Raw genomic sequence first — 23,569 nt, forward strand, 5'->3', positions numbered from 1 at the left:
TTTCTGGCAGCTTTTTCTATCTTATTCTCCTGTCCGATTTATGGGGAGCATTATACTGGGGTAGGAAGTCAAATTTATCTGACAATTGAAGCAAAGGCTTTAGAATTGGACTTGCAACGCTTATTTGTTGAGGTAAGCATTACTGCAAAGCCCTTCTTTGAACGTATGGGGTTTTCCGTTTTATATCAGCAAGAGGTAGCTTGTCGAGGCGAAACATTCGTCAATTATGTTATGGAGAAATTGCTGTAAAATTGAACATATATAGCAATGTAATGGCTGCTAAAAGTGAAGATTTTGCTAAATTAGTTGAGGTTTTAACTATGCAATTTATAAAAATTGTGTGCAGTTGATATCTTGGTCAAGCAATCTGTATTCTGTATGCGTTGCATTTGCCTGAATTCCATTTTACCAACGCATGTAGCAGACCTAAATGGGTCACAACTAATTTTTAGCGTAGGTATCTTGCCTGCACAAATCAAAAAACATCCAATTCTCATAAACGATTAAGGATCGCTATGGTCAAATGATAATCAAGAATAATATGGCTTAGATCAGTCGGTTTCTATCTTTACAGAAGGCATTATTCAAGAACAGTGAATTAAAGCTCGATCGCAATCATAAATGTTTACCCCTGTGACTGCCCACACTCAAGATGAACTTACTTCTGCGATTGTTCGCGAACCTTTGGTAGTTGCACCCGATACAACTGTGATGGCGGCGATCGCAAAAATGAGTGGTGTTCGTACAGTTTGCTCCACATTCAAAAACGTCAATAGTCAACAAGAAGATTTGCATATTGAGGCGCGATCGAGTTGCGTATTGATTGTCGAAGACCAGAGACTTTTAGGTATTCTCACAGAGCGGGATATAGTCCGACTTAGCGCTCAGAAACGATCTTTAGACAATTTAGCAATACGCGATGTCATGGCATCAAAGGTGATTACACTTCGCGAGTCTGCCTTTACCGATCTCTTCTTTGCTGTGAATTTACTCCAGCAGCATCACATTCGGCATATACCAGTTCTCGACGACCGCGATCGCTTAGTGGGATTGCTAACCCATGAGAGTTTGCGTCAAACTTCACGACCAGTCGATCTCCTGCGCTTGCGCACTGTGGCTGAAGTCATGACCTCTGAAGTAATTTGTGCGGTTCCGAATGTTGCCATGTTAGAGATCGCACGATTGATGAACGATCGTCGTGTCAGTTCCGTCGTCATTGTAGAATTCCAGGTAGGTAGGCATCAGGAATCCCTGCAAATTCCAATGGGAATTGTGACTGAGCGCGATATCGTTCAATTTCAAGCCTTGAACCTAGATTTAGAGACCTGTCAGGCTCAGGTAGTCATGAGTACGCCAATTTTCTCGGTAAATCTTGAAGATTCGCTTTGGGTCGTGCAGCAGATTATGGAGCAGCGATCGATCCGTCGGTTGGCAGTTACAGGTTCTCAAGGTGAGCTATTAGGCATTGTCACCCAGACCAGTATTTTGCAGGCACTTAACCCCTTAGAACTTTACAAGTTAGCAGAAGTTTTAGAAAATAAAGTTTTACGACTAGAAACCGAAAAAATAGACCTACTAGAAAGTCGAAATACCGAACTAGAAAGGCAAGTTGCAGAACGAACTGCCACATTACAAGCAAAAGTAGTACGGGAACGACTTATTACCTCAATCTCCTCCCAAATTCGGTCTTCACTCAATTTGCAAGAGATTCTCGATACCACCGTTGAGGAAGTGCGAACGTTTTTAGAATGCGATCGCGTTGCTGTTTGGCAGTTTCAAACAGATTGGAGCGCAATCGTTGTAGCCGAATCAAACACCGATGGAAATGGCTCTCACCTTGGGCAGCGAGTATACGATCCTTGCTTTGCAGATTGGATTGATGCCTATCGTAATGGCAAAATTCGTGTTGTGTCTGATATCTACACCACCGAAATGAGCGAATGCCATCGAAACCTATTAGAAAACTTGCAGATTCGGGCAAAAGTTTTAGTACCGATCCTGTATAAAGAAACCCTATGGGGAGTGGTGAATGCAACGGAAAGTCACTCTCCTCGTGAGTGGCAAACAGATGAGATCGCGCTCTTGGAACAGCTTGCTGCTCAACTTGCGATCGCGATTCAGCAGGCAACTGCTTACCAACAGGTGCAAGCTGAGTTGTTACAACGACAACGGGCGGAGTCAGAGTTGTTAGAGAGCAAACACTTTGTCGATGCGATCGCCAATAATTCACCACAACTGCTATATGTTTTCGATCCGATTACGGGTAGATATCTCTACGTTAACAATCAGTCCCTAGATCTACTAGGCTATATTTCTGAAGAGATTCGCCAAAGAGGTTTAGAGTTTTTTGTCGATATTCTGCACCCGCAGGATCTACCGCAGTTTATGCAAAATCTGCTCTTTTGGGAAAATGCTCAGGATAGTGAAGTGTTAACAGCAGAGTGTCGGATGCTTCATCAAGATGGCTCTTGGCATTGGATGCGATCGCGAGAAGTTATTTTTAGCAGAAACGATAATGGTATTCCCAACCGAGTACTGGGTACAGCTCAAGATATTACCGATCTTAAAGCGTCAGAGCAAGCTCTCAACCAACTAAACCAGTCCTTAGAAGCAAAGGTAGACGAACGCACTTTCGAACTTAAAGAACGTGAAGAACAAATGCGCAGTCTATCAAGTCGATTGGAACTAGCCGTCAAGTCCGCTCAGATTGGCATTTGGGAATGGGATGTTGTTCTGGATAAGCTCATTTGGAATGAGCAGATGCACGAATTGTATGGAACGAGTCCATCGAGCTTTGATGGCTCCTATGAAGTGTGGTTGAGTAGGTTGCATCCAGACGATCGCCCCAATGCTCAAATTTTTACTAAACTGGTATTACAGGGCGCGGTTGAATATGATACAGAATTTCGCATCACCCATCCTAACGGTGCGATCAAGTGTATTAAGGCCTATGCACTTGTAAATCGGGATCCACAGGGTATTGCCACTAGGTTGATCGGTGTGAATTTTGACATTAGCGATCGCAAACGCACAGAAACTAGATTACAAGAACAGGCACAAAGAGAGGCCTTACTGCGAGAAATTACCCAACGGATTCGCCAATCGCTCGACTTGTCTGCGATTTTTGACACGGCTTGCCAAGAGATTCGTCAATTTATGCATACCGATCTCGTAGGCATCTTTAAATTTCATCCTGACTCCAATTTTAATGATGGCGAGTTTGTTGCCGAATCAGTGCTTGAAGGGTTTGACTCTGTCTTAGCGATTAAGATCCACGACCATTGCTTTGGCGAACAGTACGCCATCCATTATCAGCAGGGCAAAATCCAGGCTGTAGATGATATTTACAATGCGGGACTGCTTGATTGCCACCGAGATGTTTTGGCACAGTTTCAAATTCGAGCCAATCTCATTGTGCCGTTGCTTAACGGAGAAGATCTATGGGGCTTACTCTGTATCCATCAATGTTCTGATTCTCGGCATTGGAAAAAATTTGAAATTGAATTTATTCAACAAATAGCCAATCAGTTAGCGATCGCGATTCAGCAGGCAAGTCTCTTACAGCAGTTGCAAAAAGAACTAGTGGAACGATTAGCTGCCGAAACCAAACTTACAGAGAGCAATCAACAACTTGCGATCTCTAATGAAGAACTCCTGCGTGCCACTCGCCTCAAGGATGAATTTCTCGCCAATATGAGCCATGAATTACGTACGCCCCTTAACGCAATTTTGGGAATGGCTGAAGGGTTACAGGAAGAAGTGTTTGGGGAAATCACGATTAAACAACGATTGGCATTGCAAACCATTGAGCGCAGTGGCAGCCATTTACTCGAATTAATTAATGACATTCTCGAACTGGCAAAAATCGAAGCCGAGCAAGTGCAATTGCATTGCACATCCGTATCCATCGAACAGATTTGCCTTGCAAGTTTAGCGTTTATCAAACAACAGGCTTATCAAAAACAGCTTCAGATTGAGGTAAAAATTCAACCCAACTTACCGACAATATTGCTAGACGAGCGGCGCATTCGGCAGGTTTTGATTAATTTGCTCAACAATGCTGTGAAGTTTACGCCTGAGGGTGGGCATATTACATTAGAAGCAATGCTCGTTTCTCCGCAACCCTCTTCCCTTCAAAACTTTGTTCAGATTGCTGTGACCGATACAGGTATCGGTATTGCACCAGAAAATCTCAACAAGCTATTTAAGCCCTTCGTCCAAATTGATGGTGCTTTAAACCGCAAATATGAAGGTACAGGGTTGGGTCTCGCCCTCGTTAAGCGTATCGTCGAGCTGCATGGCGGAGCAGTAGACTTGATCACTGAGGTTGGGGTGGGAAGTCGTTTTACGGTTAATTTACCCTGTAACATACTTTCGCTAGAATCCTCTGATGCTGCGAACAATATCGCTCCTGAGCTAAATTTTACCTTCCAGGAACCCGAAGAACCAGTGGAAACTATAAAATTACCGCTGATTTTGCTGGCAGAAGATAATGAAGCGAATATTAGTACCCTCTCTAGCTATTTGAGCGCAAAAGGGTATCGTATGGTTGTAGCAAAAAACGGACAGGAAGCGATCGACCTCACCAAGGCAAACCATCCTGACCTAATTTTAATGGATATTCAAATGCCAGTTCTTGATGGTCTAGAGGCAATCAAACAGATTCGCGACGATCGCCAATTTGCCCATATTCCCATCATTGCCCTGACCGCCCTAGCCATGCCGGGCGATCGCGAGAAATGTCTTGCCGCAGGTGCTAATGAATATCTAACCAAACCTGTTAAGCTCAAACAATTGGCAAATGTGATGCAACAACTTTTAGCCGTCAAGGATGAGAATAAATGAACATGCCCTCAATCTTAGTTGTAGATGATGAACCCAATAACTTTGATGTAATCGATGCTTTTTTGTCAGATAACGAGTATCAGTTGCACTATGCTTCTGGAGGGCAAGAAGCATTAAAGTCACTAGATATATTCCAGCCTGATGTCATCCTATTGGATGTGATGATGCCGGGAATAGATGGAATGGAAGTATGTCGGCAAATTAAAGCCATGCCTGAATGGCAAGGAGTGCCAATCATCATGGTTACTGCCTTAACTGCTAAAGAAGACCTAGCTCGATGTCTCAAGGTTGGTGCTGATGATTTTATTAGTAAGCCTGTTAATAGCGTCGAGCTTCGCGCTAGAGTTAGCTCCATGCTACGTATTAAGATGCAGTACGAAAACATAAAATCGTTATCTCAACTCCAAGCAAACACCATCGATCTGCTACAAAATAGCTTAAACGAGTTGCGACGCAACATGGTCTATAGTCTACCCCACGAGCTGAATACCCCTTTAAATGGTATTTCTGGAATCATTGGTATACTGATCGATCAGTATGATTCTATGACAGCCGAAGAAATTCATGAGTTTTTAGGATTAGCACAACAATCATCATTTAGACTAGAAAAACTAATTCAAAGATTTTTGACCTACCTACAGTTAGAAATGTCTGCGAGTAAGATAAATAGTCCTACATCAATTGGTCGCGATCGCAACGAAATAGCTGTTCAATCAGTAATTGAAAAAATAGCCAAACTGCAAGCAACTAGCTTTGGTCGAGATCCTGACTTGGTTCTCAAGCTAGAAGATGGCAATGTGCTGGTGGGGGCTAAAGATTTTCAACGCATCATCGAAGAGTTGCTAGAAAATGCTTTTAAATTTTCTCAAAAAGGCACGCCTGTCACAGTAACCTGTAAACCCATTCATCATCGATTGCATTTATGGATCTCAGACCTTGGGCGGGGAATGACGGAAGAACAGATCGCTAAAATAGGGGCATTTATGCAATTTGAACGTAAGTATTACGAACAGCAAGGCGTTGGCTTAGGCTTAAAAATTGTCAAGAAAATTGTAGAAGTTTATGGTGGTGAGTTCTCAATTTCAAGTATTTATCACCAAGAGACAACCGTTCACATTACATTGCCAATGGTAAGTTAATCGCAATGCATCAATTTTCTATTCTAGTTATTGACGATGAGCCTGAGAACTTTGATGTGATTGAGGCTCTCCTACATAATCGTGGCTATCAGTTACACTATGCCTCGGGTGGGAAAGAAGCGATCGCCTCCCTTGATGCATTTCAGCCCGATGCGATCTTGCTGGATGTGATGATGCCAGAAATAGATGGCATTGAGGTTTGTAAACGTATTAAAGCTATGCCCCAGTGGCAAGCAGTACCGATTATTATGGTCACAGCCTTAACTGCTAAAGAAGACCTCTCCCGCTGTCTTCAAGCAGGTGCTGATGACTTTGTCAGCAAACCCGTTAATGGGCTTGAACTACGGGCTCGGGTTCAATCTATGTTGCGGATTAAACAGCAGTACGACCAATTACAAACATCCCTTGAGCGCCAAGCTATCTTAGAAGCAGAAAAATTAGAGTTATTAGAAGACCGCAATACTGAGCTAGAAAGACAAGTGGAAGAGCGAACGGTAATGCTCATTCACAATGCTTTATACGATGCCCTCACCGATCTGCCCAACCGCAAGCTTTTAATGGAACGGCTTGAGTGTGCGATTATCCAAGCCAATCAAACGGAAAATTATACCTTTGCTGTTTTATTTCTTGACCTTGACGGGTTTAAGATGATCAATGACAGTTTGGGGCATCTTGTTGGCGATCGCCTGCTGATCGACATTGCTCAAACCATCCAAACCAAGATTAACGAAACCGATCTAGCTTCTCGGTACTTGGCTTCTAGACTGGGGGGGGATGAGTTTGTCATTTTACTAGAGGATATCGCAGACATTCAAGATGCGTTGCGGATTGCGGAACGGCTGTTTGAAGAATTTCAGACTCCCTTTAAGCTCAACGAGCGTGAAATATTTATCACGACCAGTATTGGAATTGTACTGGGAACACCAGATTATACTAGAGCCTCAGACTTGCTTCGAGATGCTGATATCGCTATGTATCGCGCTAAAGCTCAAGGGAGAAATTCTTACAAAATTTTTGACGCCGAAATGCACACGCAAGCTGTAAATCGGCTCACGCTTGAAACCGATCTGCGAAAGGCGCTGGAGCGAGAAGAGTTTGTCGTATACTATCAGCCAATTGTTGATATTGTTGGCGATCGCCTCATTGGCTTTGAAGCTTTGGTACGTTGGCAACATCCCACGCGCGGTTTCGTCTCTCCAGCAGAATTTATTCCTGCGGCAGAGGAAAATGGATCGATCGTACCGCTCGATAGCTGGATGTTTGAAAAGGCTTGTCAGCAAATGGCGATCTGGAAAAGCAAGTATCCTAGCCATTTCCCGCTCAAGATTAGTATTAATCTTTCTGCACAGGATCTTCGCAAAGCTAGTTTCATTGAAGACATCGATCGCATTCAATCTGAGACAGGGTTAGAGGGAAGTGCCATAGCGCTAGAAATTACTGAGAGCATGCTGATTGAGAATATTAAAAAGACAATTGACTTGTTAACTCAGTTAAAGGAAAGGAAAATTCAGATCAGTATTGATGACTTTGGCACTGGATACTCATCCCTCAATTATCTCCACCGCTTTCCCGCCGATAATTTAAAGATCGATTATTCTTTTGTCAGTCAAATGCAGCAAGGAAATCGCAATTATCAAGTTGTGAGTACGATCATCGCCTTAAGCAACCACTTAGGCTTAGATGTTGTCGCAGAAGGAATTGAAACACCTCAACAACTGCAATGGCTACAGCAGCTTGGATGTGAATTTGGACAGGGCTACTTATTTTCTAAGCCCTTATCTGTCAAAGAGATAGAAACGCTTTTTCTCTGTGAAGCACCGAAGAAACTCTGCCAACCTCATGGAAGCAATTCGCCCTAAAGTACCGCCCAAAGCACCTTTGATTCACAGGCATCTTACCCTATCAAGGAACCTCGTCCGTTCCAAATCGACTTCATCTTTAGATCTTAAAAGTTCATGATTCGTTATTTACCCCTTGTGGTTGGTTGTATTGGTGGATTAGGACTTATGTTTAACAGATTCTTAACGCCAACCATCACCTCCAGTCAATCGCGCTCAGATGCCCTAGGCATAATTCTCAGCGCCCTACTAATTTTAATTGGGTTACTTTGGCAGCAGATCCAGCCCAAACTACCCGAATCCGTGGTGTTGGTGGGCGAGGAAGGATTTGAGCTGGACCAAACCCTATCGGAAGCAGTCAAGACTGAACTGGCCTGGGCATCTCACACCTTGCTCACAAATAGCGTTACCAAGTCGCTTGTGGTTTGGTATGAGGGCAAGACCATCTGCCGTCGAGGCGTGCTTGGAAAAGCGAATCAACTCAATGTTGGAACCATTGTGCAACGCGTGCTAAAAACCCAAAAACCTGTGTATTTGGTGAGTTTGTCCATCTATCCGGGGCGGTTTGAGTTTGACTATTTGCCCGAAAACACGCAAGGCGTGATTGTGCAGCCATTAGGGGAGAAAGGTGTAATGGTTCTGGGTGCAAACGCACCGCGTAGTTATACCAAGCAGGATGAAAATTGGGTCAGCGCGATCGCGTCAAAATTACTACATAGCCTTGAGTCTTGACTTGGAAATCATCACAAACCCCAGAGGTACAAGTTTTCACCTATAATCCTATCGACTCAGAAAATCGTAGTTTTCCGACTTACTCTTAACGTATCAGTAAATTTTTAGACAGATGGCAATTTTAGATCGGCAAGGTCGCCTGTTTGGCAAGGTTAGTATTCTTGATATTGGTGCGATCGCGGCAATTTTAATCACCGTAATTGGCTTATTTTTGCTCCCTGGGAATAACGGCAACTCTATCGCCCAAATGCTCTCTGCTGACAGCAAGCCTGTAGAAGTAGATATGATTGTAAAGGGGCTAAGCATTATTGACCCCGCCAACGTCATAAAAGTAGGTGATAAAGTCAGTATTATCATTCGCAATCAGCCACGCGAACAGGTCACAATCAAAAAAGTAGAAATTTCCATTCCCAAAGTACTTGTCGCCAAAACCGATGGCACAACAATCTCAGTTCCCGATCCTCGTTCCATTGACACATCTCAAAGAGATATTACGATCGTTCTATCTGGCCCAGCTCGAATAACCGATAGTGGTGTAGTTTTTGGCAGTGAAAAAGTAAAAATAGGGACTTCCATTGATATCGAAGGGCCAAAATATATTATGCGTGGCAGTGCGATGGGAGTTCGTTATTAACTGTTTACTTCTGTCTCATATCGCAGCCTGAATTATCAATATGCCCATCGGGCATTGTGGTAAGACATAAAATTGCGCCTGTGAGGTCAGCCCTTGTAAGATTCGTTTGGTTGAGGTTGGCAAAGCTGAGATTGGCGCCTGTGAGGTCTGCGCCCTCAAGGTTAGCACCGATAAGTATGACACCTTCTAGGTTGGCTCTATTGAGCTTGGCATCAAAGAGGTTGGCTTTATTGAGATCGGCATCAAAGAGATTGGCTCTATTGAGATTCGCATCAAACAGATTCGCACCTTTGAGGTTAGCTCCTTTAAGATTTGCATTAAAGAGATTGGCTTGCCAAAGGTTAGCTTCGCTCAGATTGGCTTCATTCAGATTGGCTTCGCTCAAATTGGCTCCCCTAAGAATAGCCCTGTTGAGATTGGCTTCACTCAAATTGGCTTCAGTCAAATTGGCTTTGGTAAAGTTAGCTTTGGTAAGATTGGCTCTGTTAAGGTTAGCTCCGTACAGACTAGCTCCGTTAAGACCAGCTTCGCTAAGGTTAGCTCTGTTAAAGTTCGTTTCTGTCAGATCTGTTTCTGTCAGATTGGTATTTGTAAGGGTAGCGCCAATCAGTACCGCATTAGAAAGATTGGCTTGCACAAGGCTTGCACCACTGAGATCGGCGGCAAAAAGATTAGCTCCACTCAGGTTAGCTCCTTCAAGGTCAGCATCTTTTAGATTGACACCTCTGAGGTTTGCTCCAGCTAGGTCACATCCATTGGCAACAAACTTTTCTCCAGCAATACCATCCGATTGTAATAACCATTGCCTATGCTTTTCCAGCCTTTCTCGGATATCCATGCGTAAATAGCCTGTAATTTGCCCTAGAAATACATAAACACGACAACTGATAAATCCCGATAAAATAGAAATTCCCGAGGCTTCTCGTAGAGCGACGCGATCGAAGCAATTACCTAACTGCATTATCATCGTTTTTACTATAAGCAATAACCAAAAGGCAAATTCTGAATGGCGAATTTCCTCCGCTACGTTTAAGGTGCGATCTGTTGATTGATGGAGATAATTTGTAAAAAAGATAATGAGTTCGAGGCGCTCATCAAAAATATTAGGATTGTTTTTTTGCAAATGGTTTCAAAATTTTAGCAAAGCGATCGCTAGAAAACAGTTTTTTATGGTGACGGTGAAAAACGAATAACGAGCGATCGCTTTCTTAAACAGAGTGCTTGGGGCTGAGTCTATTTGTAGTCAGCCCCTCAAAGTTAATAATTGGTTAATAATTGACGAGGGACACAATCGGCACATCAGGCAGAACCTTACGACCTGCTAAAAAGTCCAACTCAACAATAAAGCCAAAGCCCACAAGCGATCCGCCTGCCATAGAGACCAGTTTTGCCGCCGCTGCCGCCGTACCACCCGTAGCAATCACATCATCTAAGATCAAAACCCTACTGCCTGATGGAAAAGCATCTTGGTGCATCTCTAACTTGTCCGTACCATACTCCAAGGCATACTCGACTTGATGCACTGCGGCTGGTAGCTTATTGGGTTTGCGTACGGGGATAAAACCACAACCTAAATGCTGTGCCATCGGCGCACCCACAATAAACCCGCGCGATTCCATACCGACAACATAGTCGATCTGGGCATCGGCAAATCCAGATGCAAAGCCTTTAATAATTGTGGTGAGTCCTTGTGGATGTGCCAGTAAAGGGGTGATATCTCGAAACAAAATTCCTGCTTGAGGAAAATCGGGGATATCGCGGATGATCGTTTTTATATCCATCGGGCGTAGAGTATAGGTAATTCGTCTTAAACTTATAGTACAGAAACTTATAGTACAGAACAGTCGAATCGCAAAGCTGTCAATCTCAATTTTGCCCAATCGCCAAAACATCGTTTGTATCATCTAAAGCCAAAATAAATTCATGAATGCACTTTCTTTTCCCACATGGATTATTCATATTTCTAGCGTGCTGGAATGGACGATCGCGATTTGGTTGATTTGGGAATATGCCAAACTTACGCAGCAGGCAATCTGGCGCGGACTAGCGTTTGCCATGCTCCCCGCTTTAGTTAGTGCCATGTGTGCTTGTACTTGGCATTTCTTTGACAATCCGCCTGCCTTAGAATGGCTGGTGACGGTTCAAGCGACGATGACGCTGGTGGGAAATTGCACCTTGGCGATCGCGGCTTATCAAATCTGGCGCAGCCGAGCGACAACCGATCGGGAAATCTTATGAACAAAGAAACGATCTTTGCCCTCTCTTTATTCCCCTATCTTGCCTTCCTGTGGTTCATGACCAAATCAAAACGTATGCCTAAATTGGCATTGTTTGGGTTCTATGGCACGTTAGTCTTTGTTGCCCTCACAATTCCCGCAGGAATCTATGCCTTAAAAGCCTATGGCGATACGCTCGCAAATGTGGACTGGTTGCATGGTGGGGCAGAGGCATTTTTAACCCTTGCCAATATCCTTGTGGTACTTGGGTTTAAAGCTGAAATCGATCGCCTCAAGCAGGGCTCAACCACCCCAGCAGATCGAACTGTCGAATAGCCCCAAGTTAGCCCCAAGTTAGTCCCAAGTTAGTCTATAGTCAGAAATCTCGATGGAATTCAGATATTAAGCCCTAAAGTAGCAATTTGTTTTCCATGTCACAATGGTGTTGTAGAGATTCAAATCGAAACGCTATGTTGAACAAGACAAGAGGGAAGAGCTATTTGTTAGCTCACCTGAAATTCGCTTATTTATTCCCGATATCGCTCATATTCTCTGCGGCTTTTGGGAATATTGCCATAGGGGCTAAATCTGCTTGGGCGCAAAAAACCGATGCCGATCTACCCAATGTTGAGGGGCAGGTCAAGCCTAGAAAAGGGGATGCCAATACGCTGCGATCGCTTCAGGGAGAGCCTGTAACCCCTACCAATGGGAACTTATTCGATCGCTCAGTCAGTGACCCTACCTCTGATGTCAATTTGCATAAAACAGAAATCAATTTTGTGCCGATTATTCCGGTTACCCCCGCAATTCCCAATGCTTCGCCACAAAGCCCAACCTTAAACGTACCTGGCGTTTTTACGAGCGATCCGCTTCATGCCATCCCCCTATTTCAAGGTTCAGGGGATGCTGATAGCAAACCTCAAAAAGATCCTCAAAAGGGACGAAAGTAAGGATAGCCGCGTGGTGCCCCAAATTCTTTGTCCATCTCAAAGTTGACCACCCCCCAGCGGGGCTCAGCTTGCTCTGGCGGACTAAACTCAACCAGCAATCCATAAAGCCTTTGAATATCGCTGTCAACAGGGCTACGCTCTAAATAAGGACTGACTAAACTGATATAACGATGGGCGATCGTTACTTTTGTGGCACGGTATCCTTGGGTATAAAGCTTGTCCAGCGTTTCGTGAATTTCAAAACGAATCCCATCAGGGTGGGTATGTTGCCGATACCATTCACCATCCCATAGCCGCCACTGACGCTCTGACTGAAGATGGACAAGGTCTTTGGTTTCTTGTTTGACTTCAAACGCTCCATGTCGAGGGCAGAGATAGGTATCAGTCAAAATTAAAGCTGGAATAATTTGGCGGCAGTGGGGACATTTGATCTCTGGTCCAAAAACGGGATATTGCTGGGATGATATGACATTCCACATGGATATAACCTTAGGGATACAAGACTCCAGAGCCTAATTTCTGAAACATCAGGCTTGATGGCGATGACTCATACTTGAGATTCTGGTTGACAAATCACAACTTGAGAATTCACATACCCCAGTCATTTTAAGGGTGATTAAAAACGCTAGGTAAAAGCCTAGAGATGCTTTGAGCTTTATTGGCTAACAACGCTAGTGGTCAATTTTAACATGCTGACTGTGTTTAGGCAGTGTTGAAAATTCGTCGCGATCGCAAGCCCAAAGTACTGTAATACCAATATCCCTTCAATTGGCAACAGATCCCCAAGCATTGATTTTTTCGAGTTTTAGCGATTGATTGGGTCTGAGATTCATCACAAATTGCACGATTTAAGCAAAAATGCGAGCGATACAATGTTTATATATTCCCGTTGGGGATCGAGCGGCTATGAGTAGCTAGCCATATTTCTTGAAAGCGAGAAGCTAAGCTCATACGAGCATAGGGGGTAGTGAGTGACAGATTTTGAGCAATATCAGGATTGTCTAAGGGCTAAAGCACAGCTAGAGCAAAAACTTGCGGCTCAACAGGCAGCTTTGCAAGCAGAAATTAGCGATCGCCTCGCCCTCGAACAGTCATTTTTGCAAATTGGTACGGCTCTCGAAAGTGCCAGTGATGCCGTATGTATTTCCGATACGAAGGGTATGGCAATTTATGTTAACAAGGCATTCTCCGATCTGTTTGGCTATTCTTTGGCTGAGCTAAAAAGCTCTGAACTACCGCCGACCCTATTTGCCAATCCGCTGATCGCAGAGGCAATCCTCAAAACTGTGATCGCTGGAGGTTCTTGGAGCGATGAAATCGAAATGTGTAACCGCATGGGGCATGTGATTTCCGTCTCGTTACGTGCCGATGCGATCAAAGATTATTCAGGAACCGTGATAGGGGCGGTAGGCATTTATACCAACATCAGCGATCGCGTTGTAGCCGAAGCCGAAACCAATCGTAGCTTTGCCCTTTTAGGAGCCACCTTAGAAGCCAGTGCTGATGGCATTCTTGTCGTCGATCACCAGGGGAAAGTCGTGATCTGCAATCAAAAATTTGCCGATCTCTGGCACATTCCCCAACGCATTCTTACTTCTCACAATGACAGTCAGATTTTGAGATTTATGCTCAATCAACTTGAAGCGCCTCAGGTATTTACCCAAACAGTCAAACAACTACCTATCCATGCGGATAGTTTTGACAGGGTTAAACTTAAGGATGGCAGAACCCTAGAATGTTACTCACAGCCTCAACGGGTTGATGGTATCTGTGTGGGAAGAGTTTGGAGCTTTCGCGACATTACAGAACGCCTCGCAGCAGAGATGGCTTTACGGTCTTCAGAGATCAAATCGAGAAAGCAAGCGCAACGATTAGAAAAGGCGCTGAGTACGCTAAAGCATACACAGGCTCAGTTAATTCAAACTGAAAAGATGTCAAGTTTGGGTCAACTTGTAGCGGGGATTGCCCATGAAATTAATAATCCCGTGAACTTTATCTCAGGTAATCTTGCCCATGCAGACAGCTATACCGAAAATTTGCTCGATCTCTTAAATTTATATCGTCAACACTATAGCGATCCTATACCCGAAATTAAAGCCAAGTCCGAAGAAATTGATGTCGATTTTCTGGCAGAAGATTTTCTCAAACTGATTGCCTCGATCAAAATTGGGGCTGAGCGAATTCAGTCCATTGTGCGATCGCTGCATCATTTTTCCCGCACCGATGAAACGGGTTTTAAACCTGTTGATATTCACGCAGGACTAGACAGCACTTTGATGATTCTGCAAAATCGGATCAAGGCGTCTCCCGAACATCCTGAGATTCTGATCGTTAAGGAATATAGTGCGTTGCCAGCGATCGAATGTTTTGCCAGTCAGCTCAATCAGGTGTTTATGAATATTCTGGTGAATGCGATCGATGCCTTAGAAGAGGAGGGGCAATCACGCGGTAAGTGGTCTCTCGTGAATGGACAGCCCACATGGCAGAATGGGCAGACAAAGGCTTTGAGTATTCGCATTCAAACCATTCTGCTTGATGACTGTAACATTGCCATTCGCATTGCAGATAATGGTCGGGGAATTCCTAAATCCCTTGATGCCAAATTATTCGATCCGTTTTTTACCACCAAACCCGTTGGAAAAGGGACAGGACTGGGCTTATCCATTAGCTATCAAATTATCACCGAGAAACATGGTGGCAAACTGTATTACATTTCCGAGGAAGGACAAGGTACGGAATTTGTGATAGAACTTCCAATTCAACAAGATCCAGATCGGGTATGAACGAGGAGGCGATCGCTATCAGAAAATTAGATCGATGTCTAATTCTTTTAAATCGATAAAACATAACCGATGGCGTTGATTTTGAATCACAGAAATTGCTAGGGATTGGATGCCGATCGCGGCGATCTCCACAATTTCTCCTTCCACCTCTAGGCAACCCAGATTCTGACCGTAAAAGTCCAAGAGAATAATCGCAGTTTTGCCAATCTTTGCGCGATCGCTTGTTAGTGAAGCATTCATAGGTACAGTTTCGCAAGCTCCTGTAATCGCATAGCCCCAAGATGTCGATGCAATTAAAATCGGTTGGTAAGCTAAAACAATTCGTGTGATGTGGTAGGGCTTTAGCTGAAGCAAAAGAATCGTTTTAGGATTTTTTGCCTCTACCAATAGCAATTGGTTGGAGGGTTGACCCGCGATCGCTTGAGAAATAAGAGATGGCAGGGTGCGTTTTTCCATGAGGTTTCCCCTGCGGGAGATCACCATGAGACGACTATCTTTGGTGTCGGTGCGATTGGAGATCGCGACAAGGTGATGTTGGTCAAGGGGGACAAGAAAGTGAATCGTTCTCTGGTTAAACCCTAATTTCACAGATCGCAAATATTTGAGGTTCTTAATTTCTAATGAATTGTCGATCGCAACTGCAATCCAATCAGCTTCTGGAGATATCGCCCATAGAAATTTTTGTGATACCTGCTGCTGACTTTGCAGTTCTCCCCTTTGAATTTCTGAAGATTGATTCGTTTGATAAATAGTCTGCCATTTTCCCTCTAGCTGCCGATGAATGCTGCGTTGGGTAATGACAAAGATGATTTGCTTAGAGATGAAGATTGCAGCGATCGCAGGATTAAATTTAGCCACAAACTCTTCTTCTTCATAAAAGCTCAAATCCTTGGCTACGAGTTGTTTTTGTAGTTGATTTGCCGTGGCATAGTAAATCCATTCGCCATCTTGAGATGCATGGGCGATCGCCACCACGCGATCGGACATATTTTGCCATAGGAGTAAATCCGCTTGTTCAGCTAAGGAGATCGTTGGTAAATCGTTGAGTCTGGCAATTGGCTCTAGATTCAGGTCTATCACTTCAGATGAGTTGGCGATCGCTTGCAATTCTTCCAGCATCTGACGTGCGGTCGTGTAACGACGAGCTGGGAGTTTCTGAAGTGCTTTTGTGATAATTGCTTGCAGCGATCGCGGCACCAAATCAGGAATGGTTACCCTTTGATTCATGTGCGCGGACATTAATTCGGAAGGTTTGCCTGTAAAAGGCCGATCTTTTAGCAGCAACTCATAGAGTATGATGCCCACCGCATAGATATCCGAAGCGATCGAAAACTGCCCATAAAATCGTTCGGGAGCCATATACCCGGGCGAACCAGTATTGCCTGCCCCATTTTCCTCTGACATCTCTTGACTGAGTCGGGCAATACCAAAATCAGAGAGCTTCGCTTGCCAACCATTAGCTGTTAAGGTCAACAACACATTCTCAGGCTTAAGATCGCAATGAATAATCTTGGCATTGTGGGCATGTTCTAATCCCAATAAAATATCGATTACCAAATCAATGCACTGCTGGGGGGTAAGTTGATAATGATGATCGATCAGTTCCCTCAATGTCCCTGAAGCACAGTATTCCATAACAAGGTAGCGGCAGTTCTTGCTATGTACTAGTGACATGCAGGACACAATATTAGGATGCTGTAAACTGATCAAAAATCTCAGTTCCCGCAACAATTTACTCGTAGGAAATCTTTTTTGCTCTAATTCCTTAAGGGCAACTAAATTTTTAGTTTCACGGTTACGGGCACACAAAACTCTGCCAAACTGACCTCTGCCAACCAGACCAATGATTCGATATTTTGAAAACTGGGAGGATTGGCTTTGTGACATATAAGAAAGAGAGACAAGGGAGGGAGAAGCAACACAAAAACAAGGCTACTATCCCCTAGCTACCAAAGTGACATTTGTTAAAAAGCACAGTCAGATTCAGCTAAAGAGATTACTTCTCATCTTACCTAGAAGCCCCAAAATGTAAAAATCTCTAAAAAATAATCAACCCCTCAGAAAGCAAGCTCCTTATAAAATTAGCGCAGTAAATTTGTATTGTATTTATGAAAATTTGAGATTTGAGCTTTTCAGTTTCCATGGGCTGGCGTCAAAAGTTTTCGTGAAAATAATATTGGTCGCGATCGCTTGCCATCAGCACCTTAGCCATAAAAGTGTTGTACGAAATTCACACTTATTTACAAAACAGTCAAAGTTAACATTTCGTTGCAAAACAAATCGCGAGATGGGTTGAGATAGTAGATATGATGGTACAGAACAAGATACAAAATGTAATATTCACGCTTACAAGTTATTAAGCCAATCACAATCAGCCAGTAACAAATCGTAAGTCTGTGGAAATCATTGCAGTAAGAGCGAAAGATAAATAAGAAGGATAAATTTCAGGTATGAGTCAAGCTTCCGTATCAGGTGATGTGCCTAGCATGGGTCGTCGCCAGTTTATGAATCTTCTAACTGGTGGAGCGGCTGGCGTAACAATACTAGGGGCACTGTATCCCGTAGTGCAATATTTTGTGCCGCCTTCTAGTGGTGGTAGTGGTGGTGGTGTAACAGCCAAAGATGCCCTCGGTAATGATGTTGTTGCCTCCCAATTTTTGGCTACACATCAAGTTGGCGATCGCGTACTGGCTCAGGGGCTAAAAGGCGATCCAACCTATTTAGTTGTGACTGACAACAAAGATATTGCATCTTACGGAATTAACGCCGTTTGTACGCATTTGGGCTGTGTTGTTCCATGGAACGTAGCAGAAAATAAATTTATGTGTCCTTGTCATGGCTCTCAGTATGACAGTACAGGTAAGGTAGTACGTGGACCTGCGCCACTATCTTTGGCATTGGTTCATGCTGAAGTTTCTGATGACAAGGTACAGTTTATCCCTTGGAAAGAAACTGATTTCCGCACCAACGAAGCACCTTGGTGGTCATAGATTTGGTTCGCGTTCAGTGGTCAGTTGATGGATATTAATTACTCATTTCCCATTAATCGCTGATTACATAATTTTGCACTTATATATTTCTTAGATATTTAAACCATAATCGATGAAAAAGACGTTGCTCGTAGCGATCGCTGCTATAACCATTCTGTTTTATGGGCTGGCAGCATCCCCTGTTCAAGCCTATCCCTACTTTGCCCAAGAAGCCTTTGAAAATCCAAGAGAGGCAACAGGGCGGATTGTCTGTGCTAACTGTCATCTAGCTGAAAAGAAGACAGTGCTTGAGTTGCCCCAATCTGTCAAGCCTGACACTGTATTTGAAGCAGTGATTAAAATTCCCTATGACCATAGCCAACAACAAGTTACGGCCGATGGTTCAAAGGGCGGGCTAAATATCGGCGCAGTCTTAATCTTGCCAGAAGGATTTAAAATTGCTCCAGAAGATCGCATTCCTGAAGAATTAAAAGAAAAGACCAAAGATATTTACTATCAACCCTACAGTGACACCAAAGAAAATATTGTGTTGGTAGGTCCGATTTCAGGCGATGAATATTCTGAAATTGTTTTCCCTGTTCTATCTCCCGATCCTGCTACTGATAAGAACATCCACTTCCTCAAGTATGCTGTTCACGCAGGTGGTAATCGCGGTCGCGGTCAGATCTATCCTACAGGGCTAAAGAGCAACAACAATGAATATACGGCGTCAGTAGCTGGCACGGTTGCGCAGATTTCCCCAATCACTCCCAATGAAGATGAAGGCATCTATGGTGGCTACGAAGTTACCATTCAGCCTGAAACTGGAGACCCTGTTGTCGAAAAGATTCCTGCTGGACCTAGCTTAATCGTCTCTCAGTACGATTCTGTCAAAGCAGGTGCACCTCTAACCAAAAATCCTAACGTGGGTGGATTTGGACAAGCTGATGGTGAAATTGTGTTGCAAGATCCAAGACGAATTCAATGGCTCTTGGCTTTCTTTGCTTCCGTCATTGTGACGCAAGTCATGCTAGTGCTCAAGAAGAAACAAGTTGAAAAGGTTCAAGCCGTAGAACTAAAGTTCTAACGCCTAAGAATTGGACAACTACGCAATTCTCCTATTCAAGATATCGATAAAGCGGGCTAAATGCCTGCTTTATTTTTTAGCCAAACAATAGAAGTAATACCATTTTCAAAAAAAGATGCGTTGCATCTTTTTTTGAAAAGACCGCGCGGAGCGCGGAACCCAAAAATCGATCTGTCGCAAATTTAAGAGAAATTGGTATAACAGGTCTGTTCCGAAGCAATGAGTTTGGGTTAAGGAAATCTTGAGATTGGTTTATGAGAGATTTGCAATCATCTTATCGACTAACCTAGAGAAAAGTTCTCGCTCATCTTGGGTTATTCCCAATGTGGTTTCTTCGATCAGTTGAAACACGATGGGTGGAAGAACTTCTTGCAACTGCTTACCTGTAGCTGTGAGCCAAATTCTCCAGATGCGCCGATCGCTAATATCACGTTCGCGATAAATCAATTTTCTCTCTTCCATGCGATCGAGAACTCCTGTAAGGGTTCCACCCACCTGTTGCAGCTTTTCTACAATTTTTGTAGTTGCCAATCCATCCTCTTGCCATAGGCAGCATAAAACTACCCAATGAAAGGGCGTTAGCCCCATTTCAAGTGCATCTAGTTGCTCTTGAAATCTGCGACTGGTTAGTTGTGACAGCAAGCGCATTCGATAGCCAATACCATGAGGAGCAAGAACCGATTGGCATTTTTTGGGTATTTTGGGCTTAGGCGATAGGGCAGTCATAGACAACTTAGGCAGTCAATATTACTACGCGTACTTAGAGTGTGTGTAGTCTACTACACAAGCCCAATTTCAAAACATATTGGATATAGCACTTTAAGGCTCAAGTCAAAACTGTAAAGTTTGCCCCATGAGCGTTAGCCTAAATTGGCTAAGCGACAAGGACTTTTTTCATGGTTATGCGGAGCAATCATAATTTTTTACTGCATAACTTTGAGCAAATGGTCGCATCACAAGTTTTAATAATTGTGCCAATTGCGATCGTACGTATAGCAGCAACGACAAACATTTTGCATAGGTCTCAAGCTTTTTATAGTTTGCGTTCGATCGGCTAAGTGTATTTTTGTCCACTATGAACCTAGTGAACGCGTGAGAATGCTTATACAATACAAAAGTGTAAGCAGTCGGTTAGTTTTACCAAAATTTTTTGAGTACTTTTTTAAGGTGCGTTTTGTAAGTTTATTTAGTCTCGATACTTAAACTGTGTCTACCACAATCGAATTCCAAGCTAAAACTGACCTCGACGAGTTATCCCAAGTTTTAATATGGTTTAACCAACTTTACCGTCCCTTTATTCCAAAAATGGACTGGATGAAATGTCAAACGGCTCTTGCCGAGGCCTTTACCAATGCTGTGCGTCATGCGCATCAGGGTAAGCCTGCTGAGACCCCCATTTGGCTAGAAGCTTCTATAACGGATCGATCGATCGAATTTAAAATTTGGGATTTGGGCGTTGGTTTCGATCTAGAGAAAAAACTAGCAAACTTATCTAGAGTTGTCGATCCAGAGGCAACTGGCGGCAGGGGGTTAGATCTGCTCGATCAGATTGCCGATATTCTCAGTTATAGGCGGACAGAAGACGATCGCAACTGCTTACATCTAGTACGACACTATCTTGCAAATCCTGAACTAGACCAAAGTCTGCCAAATTCATAGCTTTTGCTTTTCTGTAATTTCAAGCATTATAGAGATCGCCCCATGCGGCTCAGATCTAACTTGGCACGCAGTTCTTCCTTCACCCGCGCCAGAATCGATGCCTCATCCAAGGTTTCGAGAATGCGGTTAACCACAGCTTTGGGCCCTTGTGCTCCCCATGAAGCACCATTGGCTAAATATTCCTTGGTTACTAGGCCGATCGCGTAGGTAGATACCCCCGCTACTGCAGCCTGAGTAATCGCGATCGAGATATAGCCTCCCATGGTTAGCCCACCAGTCACTGGCGCTGCAATGCCTAAAAGACTCTTAAGCGAACCCAGTCCCAAGGTTGCCAACAGCTCGCTTGCCCCAATTCCTCCCATACAAATCGCAATTTTTTGCATCAAAGCGATCGCACCGCGATTGGTCATATCAATGCCATAAAGTTTAGACAAGGCTACAATCATTGCCACATCAATGATCGCTGTGCTGATCACATCTATCACTGTGATTGGGTTGACTGCGATCGCGACTGCTTGAGTAATTACAGCATTCCAGATCAGACGATTGGCTTTTTGGTCGCGGATCAGCATTTTGCGTTGCACAACCCGTTCTTGTACTAGGTCAGCAAACATCATGCTATTTAGTGCCACCAGCGATTTTCCTTCGCGATCGAGGACTTCTAAAATTTTCAACTTTAAATCATCTATTTGGGGTTGTCCTGCAACCAATTCCGCTTCAAAGGAGCCATCGGGCTGCTTGACGGCTTTTGCTACTAAGGGCGAAGCGGCTGCCATGACAATTTCATCGGCTGAGAGAATCTGGCGCACCCTTTCATCTCGAATTTTGGCATAGATCGCCATGCGATCCTGCGGGGGATATTGATCGATTTTGTTAAATATCAGCAACATTGGCTTGCTGGCCGATCGCAGTTGAGAGAGTGCCTCGTACTCCACTTTGGTCATATCTCCTGCGACCACAAATAAAATCAAATCGGCTTGCTGTGCTACTTGCTGTGCCAACTCTGCACGGGTATTGCCGTCAACCTCATCGATGCCGGGGGTGTCGATCAGTTCGATGCGGGTTTCCCCAGAACCGTTAAGAGATGCCCGCAAAATTTCGCGATCGCGATCGCTGGTCAGAGATTCCCTCGAAAGTTGCCAGTCTGCCCTTTGGCTGGTACGCGTTACCCCATGAATGGGCCCTGCCTCAAAGACGCGATCGCCCATTAGCGCATTCAGCACTGAGGATTTCCCCCGCCCCACCATGCCAAATACAGCAATTTGCACAACCTGCTTTTCTAGCTTATCTAGCATTTGCTGAAGTTCTTCTAGCTCGGGTTCAAGGCCTTGTCGCTCTCTAGCAGTAAGGTCGAGATTTTGCACGAGATCGCGCAGGGTGCGCTGAGCCTGCCTGTAATTAAGTTCGTCAAAAATCCGATCGAAACTTAGAAAATCTTCATTCATAGAACTATTCTCCATAATCTCCCTGCCAGAAATTCAAAGTCTAAAATCAGGAACTATAATTATTATCGTGAAGTCAAGACAAGTTAGTGATAGGGCTAGAGGGGTAAAGCACAGCCAACCTGACTTAAACAACGTAAAAGGTGAAAGCATCAAAAGACCATTTTGAAAACAAACTGATTTTTTGCTAGGGAAATAACTTGCCTCACCTAAAAATCCAAAATGAGCTGTATTTGATAATATGCTTCGACTAGCTGAGCGCTTGCCATCGAAGCCCCAGCAGATTTAGGTTGAGCGCATTAACCTGAGCTTGTCTAAGGGAAACCAAAGCCTACCCTAAATTAAATTCACAAACCGAATCGATTCGTGTATCTTTAACGCAATTAATGAACAGGAGATGTATGTCCATGATGAAATCTTTGCTAAAGCTCGCTACAGTGGTCAGCATAGCAGGGGCGATCGCCATCAGTCCGATCGCAAATCTAAAAGCACATGCTTTGACTGAGGCTCAGGCGATCGAGCGACTGAATGGTATTCCCATCTTCACAATTACCGATGATAAAGGCGCACCACTCCTAGGCTCATTGGCCCAACAAGCAGGACGTAAGCCCGAAGATCCAGACCAGTTGATGCTATTTTTTCTCAGTCCTGATGATGCTCAGGCAATGCTGAATCAACTTAAAGCTTCAAATCCAAGTGTGGGTGGCAAGGCAAAAATTAGTACAGGTTCTATGTTCCAAGCCATTAAGCTGGCTGAACAAAATAAAGGCAAAAAGGTAGCTTTCCAATTTGTTCCCTCTAAGGCAAGCATTGATTCTGCTAGAAATCTCTTAAGCGCTCAAGGTAAGCCCGCCGATCAAATCCCTAATGTGCCTGTTTTCTATGCTACGGGTGCTCAAGGAAATGGACAAGGTCTTTTAACCCTCGAACAAAATGGCAAACAAGTCGTACCGTTTTTCTTTGACCAAAAAGATCTACAAGGCTTGATCGATCGCGCGCGTCAACAACAACCTGATGTCGCCAAAGACACCAAGATTCAGGTAACTTCCCTTTTTCAGGTGCTAGATTCTATGGTGACGAAGGATAACAAGCCCAATCCTGAAGCCGATCGCTTTGAGTTTGTGCCGTCTCGTTCTGCTTTTGAATATGTGCTCAAGAGCCAGCCTGCTCCTACCCAGCCAAGCGTAACACCGCAGCCTAAGCCAAAAGCAATGCTAAAAGCGAACTAACTTAGTTCGTGCCACATATAGCATTCCTATGGGGACAGTGCCCCTG

General features: G+C 44.0%; 20 protein-coding genes. 14 read left to right on the forward strand and 6 right to left on the reverse strand.

Annotated elements, in window-relative coordinates; genetic code table 11:
- From V2H45_RS10000 to V2H45_RS10025, 6 genes are all read left to right on the forward strand, one after another.
- The coding region (locus V2H45_RS10000; protein ID WP_330483495.1) for a GNAT family N-acetyltransferase at positions 1 to 249 on the forward strand (249 nt) is incomplete at its 5' end.
- A 372-nt stretch (positions 250 to 621) separates the two neighbouring features.
- A complete protein-coding gene (locus tag V2H45_RS10005) occupies positions 622 to 4,845 on the forward strand; it encodes a GAF domain-containing protein (protein WP_408648763.1) in 4,224 nt (1,407 codons plus the stop codon).
- A gap of 2 nt (positions 4,846 to 4,847) precedes the next feature.
- The gene (locus V2H45_RS10010; protein WP_330483497.1) at positions 4,848 to 5,984 is read left to right on the forward strand and encodes a hybrid sensor histidine kinase/response regulator; all 1,137 of its coding nucleotides are present in this window, start codon (positions 4,848 to 4,850) and stop codon (positions 5,982 to 5,984) included.
- A gap of 5 nt (positions 5,985 to 5,989) precedes the next feature.
- Positions 5,990 to 7,843: an EAL domain-containing response regulator gene (locus V2H45_RS10015; protein WP_330483498.1), complete on the forward strand. Its 1,854-nt coding sequence runs from the start codon at positions 5,990 to 5,992 to the stop codon at positions 7,841 to 7,843.
- Between the two features lie 96 nt (positions 7,844 to 7,939).
- Positions 7,940 to 8,554: a cofactor assembly of complex C subunit B gene (locus V2H45_RS10020; RefSeq protein ID WP_330483499.1), complete on the forward strand. Its 615-nt coding sequence runs from the start codon at positions 7,940 to 7,942 to the stop codon at positions 8,552 to 8,554.
- Positions 8,555 to 8,666: 112 nt separating this feature from the next.
- Positions 8,667 to 9,188: a DUF4330 domain-containing protein gene (locus V2H45_RS10025; RefSeq protein WP_330483500.1), complete on the forward strand. Its 522-nt coding sequence runs from the start codon at positions 8,667 to 8,669 to the stop codon at positions 9,186 to 9,188.
- A 4-nt stretch (positions 9,189 to 9,192) separates the two neighbouring features.
- Here V2H45_RS10025 and V2H45_RS10030 read toward each other — a convergent pair whose 3' ends face one another.
- The gene (locus tag V2H45_RS10030) at positions 9,193 to 10,149 is read right to left on the reverse strand and encodes a pentapeptide repeat-containing protein (protein ID WP_330483501.1); all 957 of its coding nucleotides are present in this window, start codon (positions 10,147 to 10,149) and stop codon (positions 9,193 to 9,195) included.
- Between the two features lie 307 nt (positions 10,150 to 10,456).
- Positions 10,457 to 10,969 (reverse strand): adenine phosphoribosyltransferase, encoded by a 513-nt coding sequence (locus tag V2H45_RS10035; protein ID WP_330483502.1) that lies wholly within the window; start codon positions 10,967 to 10,969, stop codon positions 10,457 to 10,459.
- A 142-nt stretch (positions 10,970 to 11,111) separates the two neighbouring features.
- Between V2H45_RS10035 and V2H45_RS10040 the strand changes: the two genes are divergently transcribed.
- From V2H45_RS10040 to V2H45_RS10050, 3 genes are all read left to right on the forward strand, one after another.
- On the forward strand, positions 11,112 to 11,426 hold the full coding sequence (locus tag V2H45_RS10040; protein WP_330483503.1) for a DUF2499 domain-containing protein: 315 nt from the start codon (positions 11,112 to 11,114) through the stop codon (positions 11,424 to 11,426).
- Positions 11,423 to 11,740 (forward strand): DUF3593 domain-containing protein, encoded by a 318-nt coding sequence (locus tag V2H45_RS10045; RefSeq protein ID WP_330483504.1) that lies wholly within the window; start codon positions 11,423 to 11,425, stop codon positions 11,738 to 11,740. Before V2H45_RS10040 ends, V2H45_RS10045 begins: the two co-directional genes overlap by 4 nt.
- A gap of 134 nt (positions 11,741 to 11,874) precedes the next feature.
- A complete protein-coding gene (locus tag V2H45_RS10050) occupies positions 11,875 to 12,354 on the forward strand; it encodes a hypothetical protein (protein ID WP_330483505.1) in 480 nt (159 codons plus the stop codon).
- Here the strand turns inward: V2H45_RS10050 and V2H45_RS10055 are convergent.
- Complete coding sequence (locus V2H45_RS10055; protein ID WP_330483506.1) at positions 12,336 to 12,833, reverse strand: TIGR02652 family protein; 498 nt, start codon at positions 12,831 to 12,833, stop codon at positions 12,336 to 12,338. The two genes, V2H45_RS10050 and V2H45_RS10055, sit on opposite strands and share 19 nt — an antisense overlap.
- Before the next feature lie 492 nt (positions 12,834 to 13,325).
- On the opposite strand from V2H45_RS10055, the gene V2H45_RS10060 reads away from it, so the two are divergent.
- Positions 13,326 to 15,137 (forward strand): PAS domain-containing sensor histidine kinase, encoded by a 1,812-nt coding sequence (locus tag V2H45_RS10060; RefSeq protein ID WP_330483507.1) that lies wholly within the window; start codon positions 13,326 to 13,328, stop codon positions 15,135 to 15,137.
- A gap of 18 nt (positions 15,138 to 15,155) precedes the next feature.
- Here the strand turns inward: V2H45_RS10060 and V2H45_RS10065 are convergent, their stop codons facing one another.
- A complete protein-coding gene (locus tag V2H45_RS10065; RefSeq protein ID WP_330483508.1) occupies positions 15,156 to 17,024 on the reverse strand; it encodes a serine/threonine-protein kinase in 1,869 nt (622 codons plus the stop codon).
- A 563-nt stretch (positions 17,025 to 17,587) separates the two neighbouring features.
- On the opposite strand from V2H45_RS10065, the gene petC reads away from it, so the two are divergent.
- Together petC and V2H45_RS10075 are read left to right on the forward strand one after the other, a co-directional pair.
- The gene (gene petC / locus V2H45_RS10070) at positions 17,588 to 18,127 is read left to right on the forward strand and encodes a cytochrome b6-f complex iron-sulfur subunit (protein ID WP_330483509.1); all 540 of its coding nucleotides are present in this window, start codon (positions 17,588 to 17,590) and stop codon (positions 18,125 to 18,127) included.
- Between the two features lie 112 nt (positions 18,128 to 18,239).
- A complete protein-coding gene (locus V2H45_RS10075) occupies positions 18,240 to 19,193 on the forward strand; it encodes an apocytochrome f (protein ID WP_330483510.1) in 954 nt (317 codons plus the stop codon).
- 252 nt (positions 19,194 to 19,445) lie between these two features.
- Here V2H45_RS10075 and V2H45_RS10080 read toward each other — a convergent pair whose 3' ends face one another.
- Positions 19,446 to 19,919 carry a MarR family winged helix-turn-helix transcriptional regulator gene (locus V2H45_RS10080; protein WP_330483511.1) on the reverse strand — a complete coding sequence of 158 codons (474 nt, stop codon included), beginning with the start codon at positions 19,917 to 19,919 and terminating at the stop codon, positions 19,446 to 19,448.
- Between the two features lie 480 nt (positions 19,920 to 20,399).
- Between V2H45_RS10080 and V2H45_RS10085 the strand changes: the two genes are divergently transcribed.
- The gene (locus tag V2H45_RS10085) at positions 20,400 to 20,852 is read left to right on the forward strand and encodes an ATP-binding protein (RefSeq protein WP_330483512.1); all 453 of its coding nucleotides are present in this window, start codon (positions 20,400 to 20,402) and stop codon (positions 20,850 to 20,852) included.
- Between the two features lie 26 nt (positions 20,853 to 20,878).
- On the opposite strand, the gene V2H45_RS10090 is transcribed toward V2H45_RS10085, so the two are convergent.
- A complete protein-coding gene (locus tag V2H45_RS10090; RefSeq protein WP_330483513.1) occupies positions 20,879 to 22,297 on the reverse strand; it encodes a GTP-binding protein in 1,419 nt (472 codons plus the stop codon).
- 404 nt (positions 22,298 to 22,701) lie between these two features.
- On the opposite strand from V2H45_RS10090, the gene V2H45_RS10095 reads away from it, so the two are divergent.
- A complete protein-coding gene (locus tag V2H45_RS10095) occupies positions 22,702 to 23,523 on the forward strand; it encodes a Tic22 family protein (RefSeq protein ID WP_330483514.1) in 822 nt (273 codons plus the stop codon).
- Positions 23,524 to 23,569: the final 46 nt, after the last annotated feature.

The organism is Tumidithrix elongata BACA0141 (assembly GCF_036349135.1).
In the GTDB taxonomy this organism is placed as follows: Bacteria; Cyanobacteriota; Cyanobacteriia; order Pseudanabaenales; family Pseudanabaenaceae; genus Tumidithrix; species Tumidithrix elongata.

Excerpts from the sequence above, each read along its gene's own strand:
- V2H45_RS10005 (WP_408648763.1), top strand. The coding sequence starts at position 622 with ATGTTTACCCCTGTGACTGCCCACACTCAAGATGAACTTACTTCTGCG.
- V2H45_RS10010 (WP_330483497.1), top strand. The coding sequence starts at position 4,848 with ATGCCCTCAATCTTAGTTGTAGATGATGAACCCAATAACTTTGATGTA.
- V2H45_RS10015 (WP_330483498.1), top strand. The coding sequence starts at position 5,990 with ATGCATCAATTTTCTATTCTAGTTATTGACGATGAGCCTGAGAACTTT.
- V2H45_RS10020 (WP_330483499.1), top strand. The coding sequence starts at position 7,940 with ATGATTCGTTATTTACCCCTTGTGGTTGGTTGTATTGGTGGATTAGGA.
- V2H45_RS10025 (WP_330483500.1), top strand. The coding sequence starts at position 8,667 with ATGGCAATTTTAGATCGGCAAGGTCGCCTGTTTGGCAAGGTTAGTATT.
- V2H45_RS10030 (WP_330483501.1), bottom strand. The coding sequence starts at position 10,149 with ATGCAGTTAGGTAATTGCTTCGATCGCGTCGCTCTACGAGAAGCCTCG.
- V2H45_RS10035 (WP_330483502.1), bottom strand. The coding sequence starts at position 10,969 with ATGGATATAAAAACGATCATCCGCGATATCCCCGATTTTCCTCAAGCA.
- V2H45_RS10040 (WP_330483503.1), top strand. The coding sequence starts at position 11,112 with ATGAATGCACTTTCTTTTCCCACATGGATTATTCATATTTCTAGCGTG.
- V2H45_RS10045 (WP_330483504.1), top strand. The coding sequence starts at position 11,423 with ATGAACAAAGAAACGATCTTTGCCCTCTCTTTATTCCCCTATCTTGCC.
- V2H45_RS10050 (WP_330483505.1), top strand. The coding sequence starts at position 11,875 with ATGTTGAACAAGACAAGAGGGAAGAGCTATTTGTTAGCTCACCTGAAA.
- V2H45_RS10055 (WP_330483506.1), bottom strand. The coding sequence starts at position 12,833 with ATGTGGAATGTCATATCATCCCAGCAATATCCCGTTTTTGGACCAGAG.
- V2H45_RS10065 (WP_330483508.1), bottom strand. The coding sequence starts at position 17,024 with ATGTCACAAAGCCAATCCTCCCAGTTTTCAAAATATCGAATCATTGGT.
- petC (WP_330483509.1), top strand. The coding sequence starts at position 17,588 with ATGAGTCAAGCTTCCGTATCAGGTGATGTGCCTAGCATGGGTCGTCGC.
- V2H45_RS10075 (WP_330483510.1), top strand. The coding sequence starts at position 18,240 with ATGAAAAAGACGTTGCTCGTAGCGATCGCTGCTATAACCATTCTGTTT.
- V2H45_RS10080 (WP_330483511.1), bottom strand. The coding sequence starts at position 19,919 with ATGACTGCCCTATCGCCTAAGCCCAAAATACCCAAAAAATGCCAATCG.
- V2H45_RS10090 (WP_330483513.1), bottom strand. The coding sequence starts at position 22,297 with ATGAATGAAGATTTTCTAAGTTTCGATCGGATTTTTGACGAACTTAAT.
- V2H45_RS10095 (WP_330483514.1), top strand. The coding sequence starts at position 22,702 with ATGATGAAATCTTTGCTAAAGCTCGCTACAGTGGTCAGCATAGCAGGG.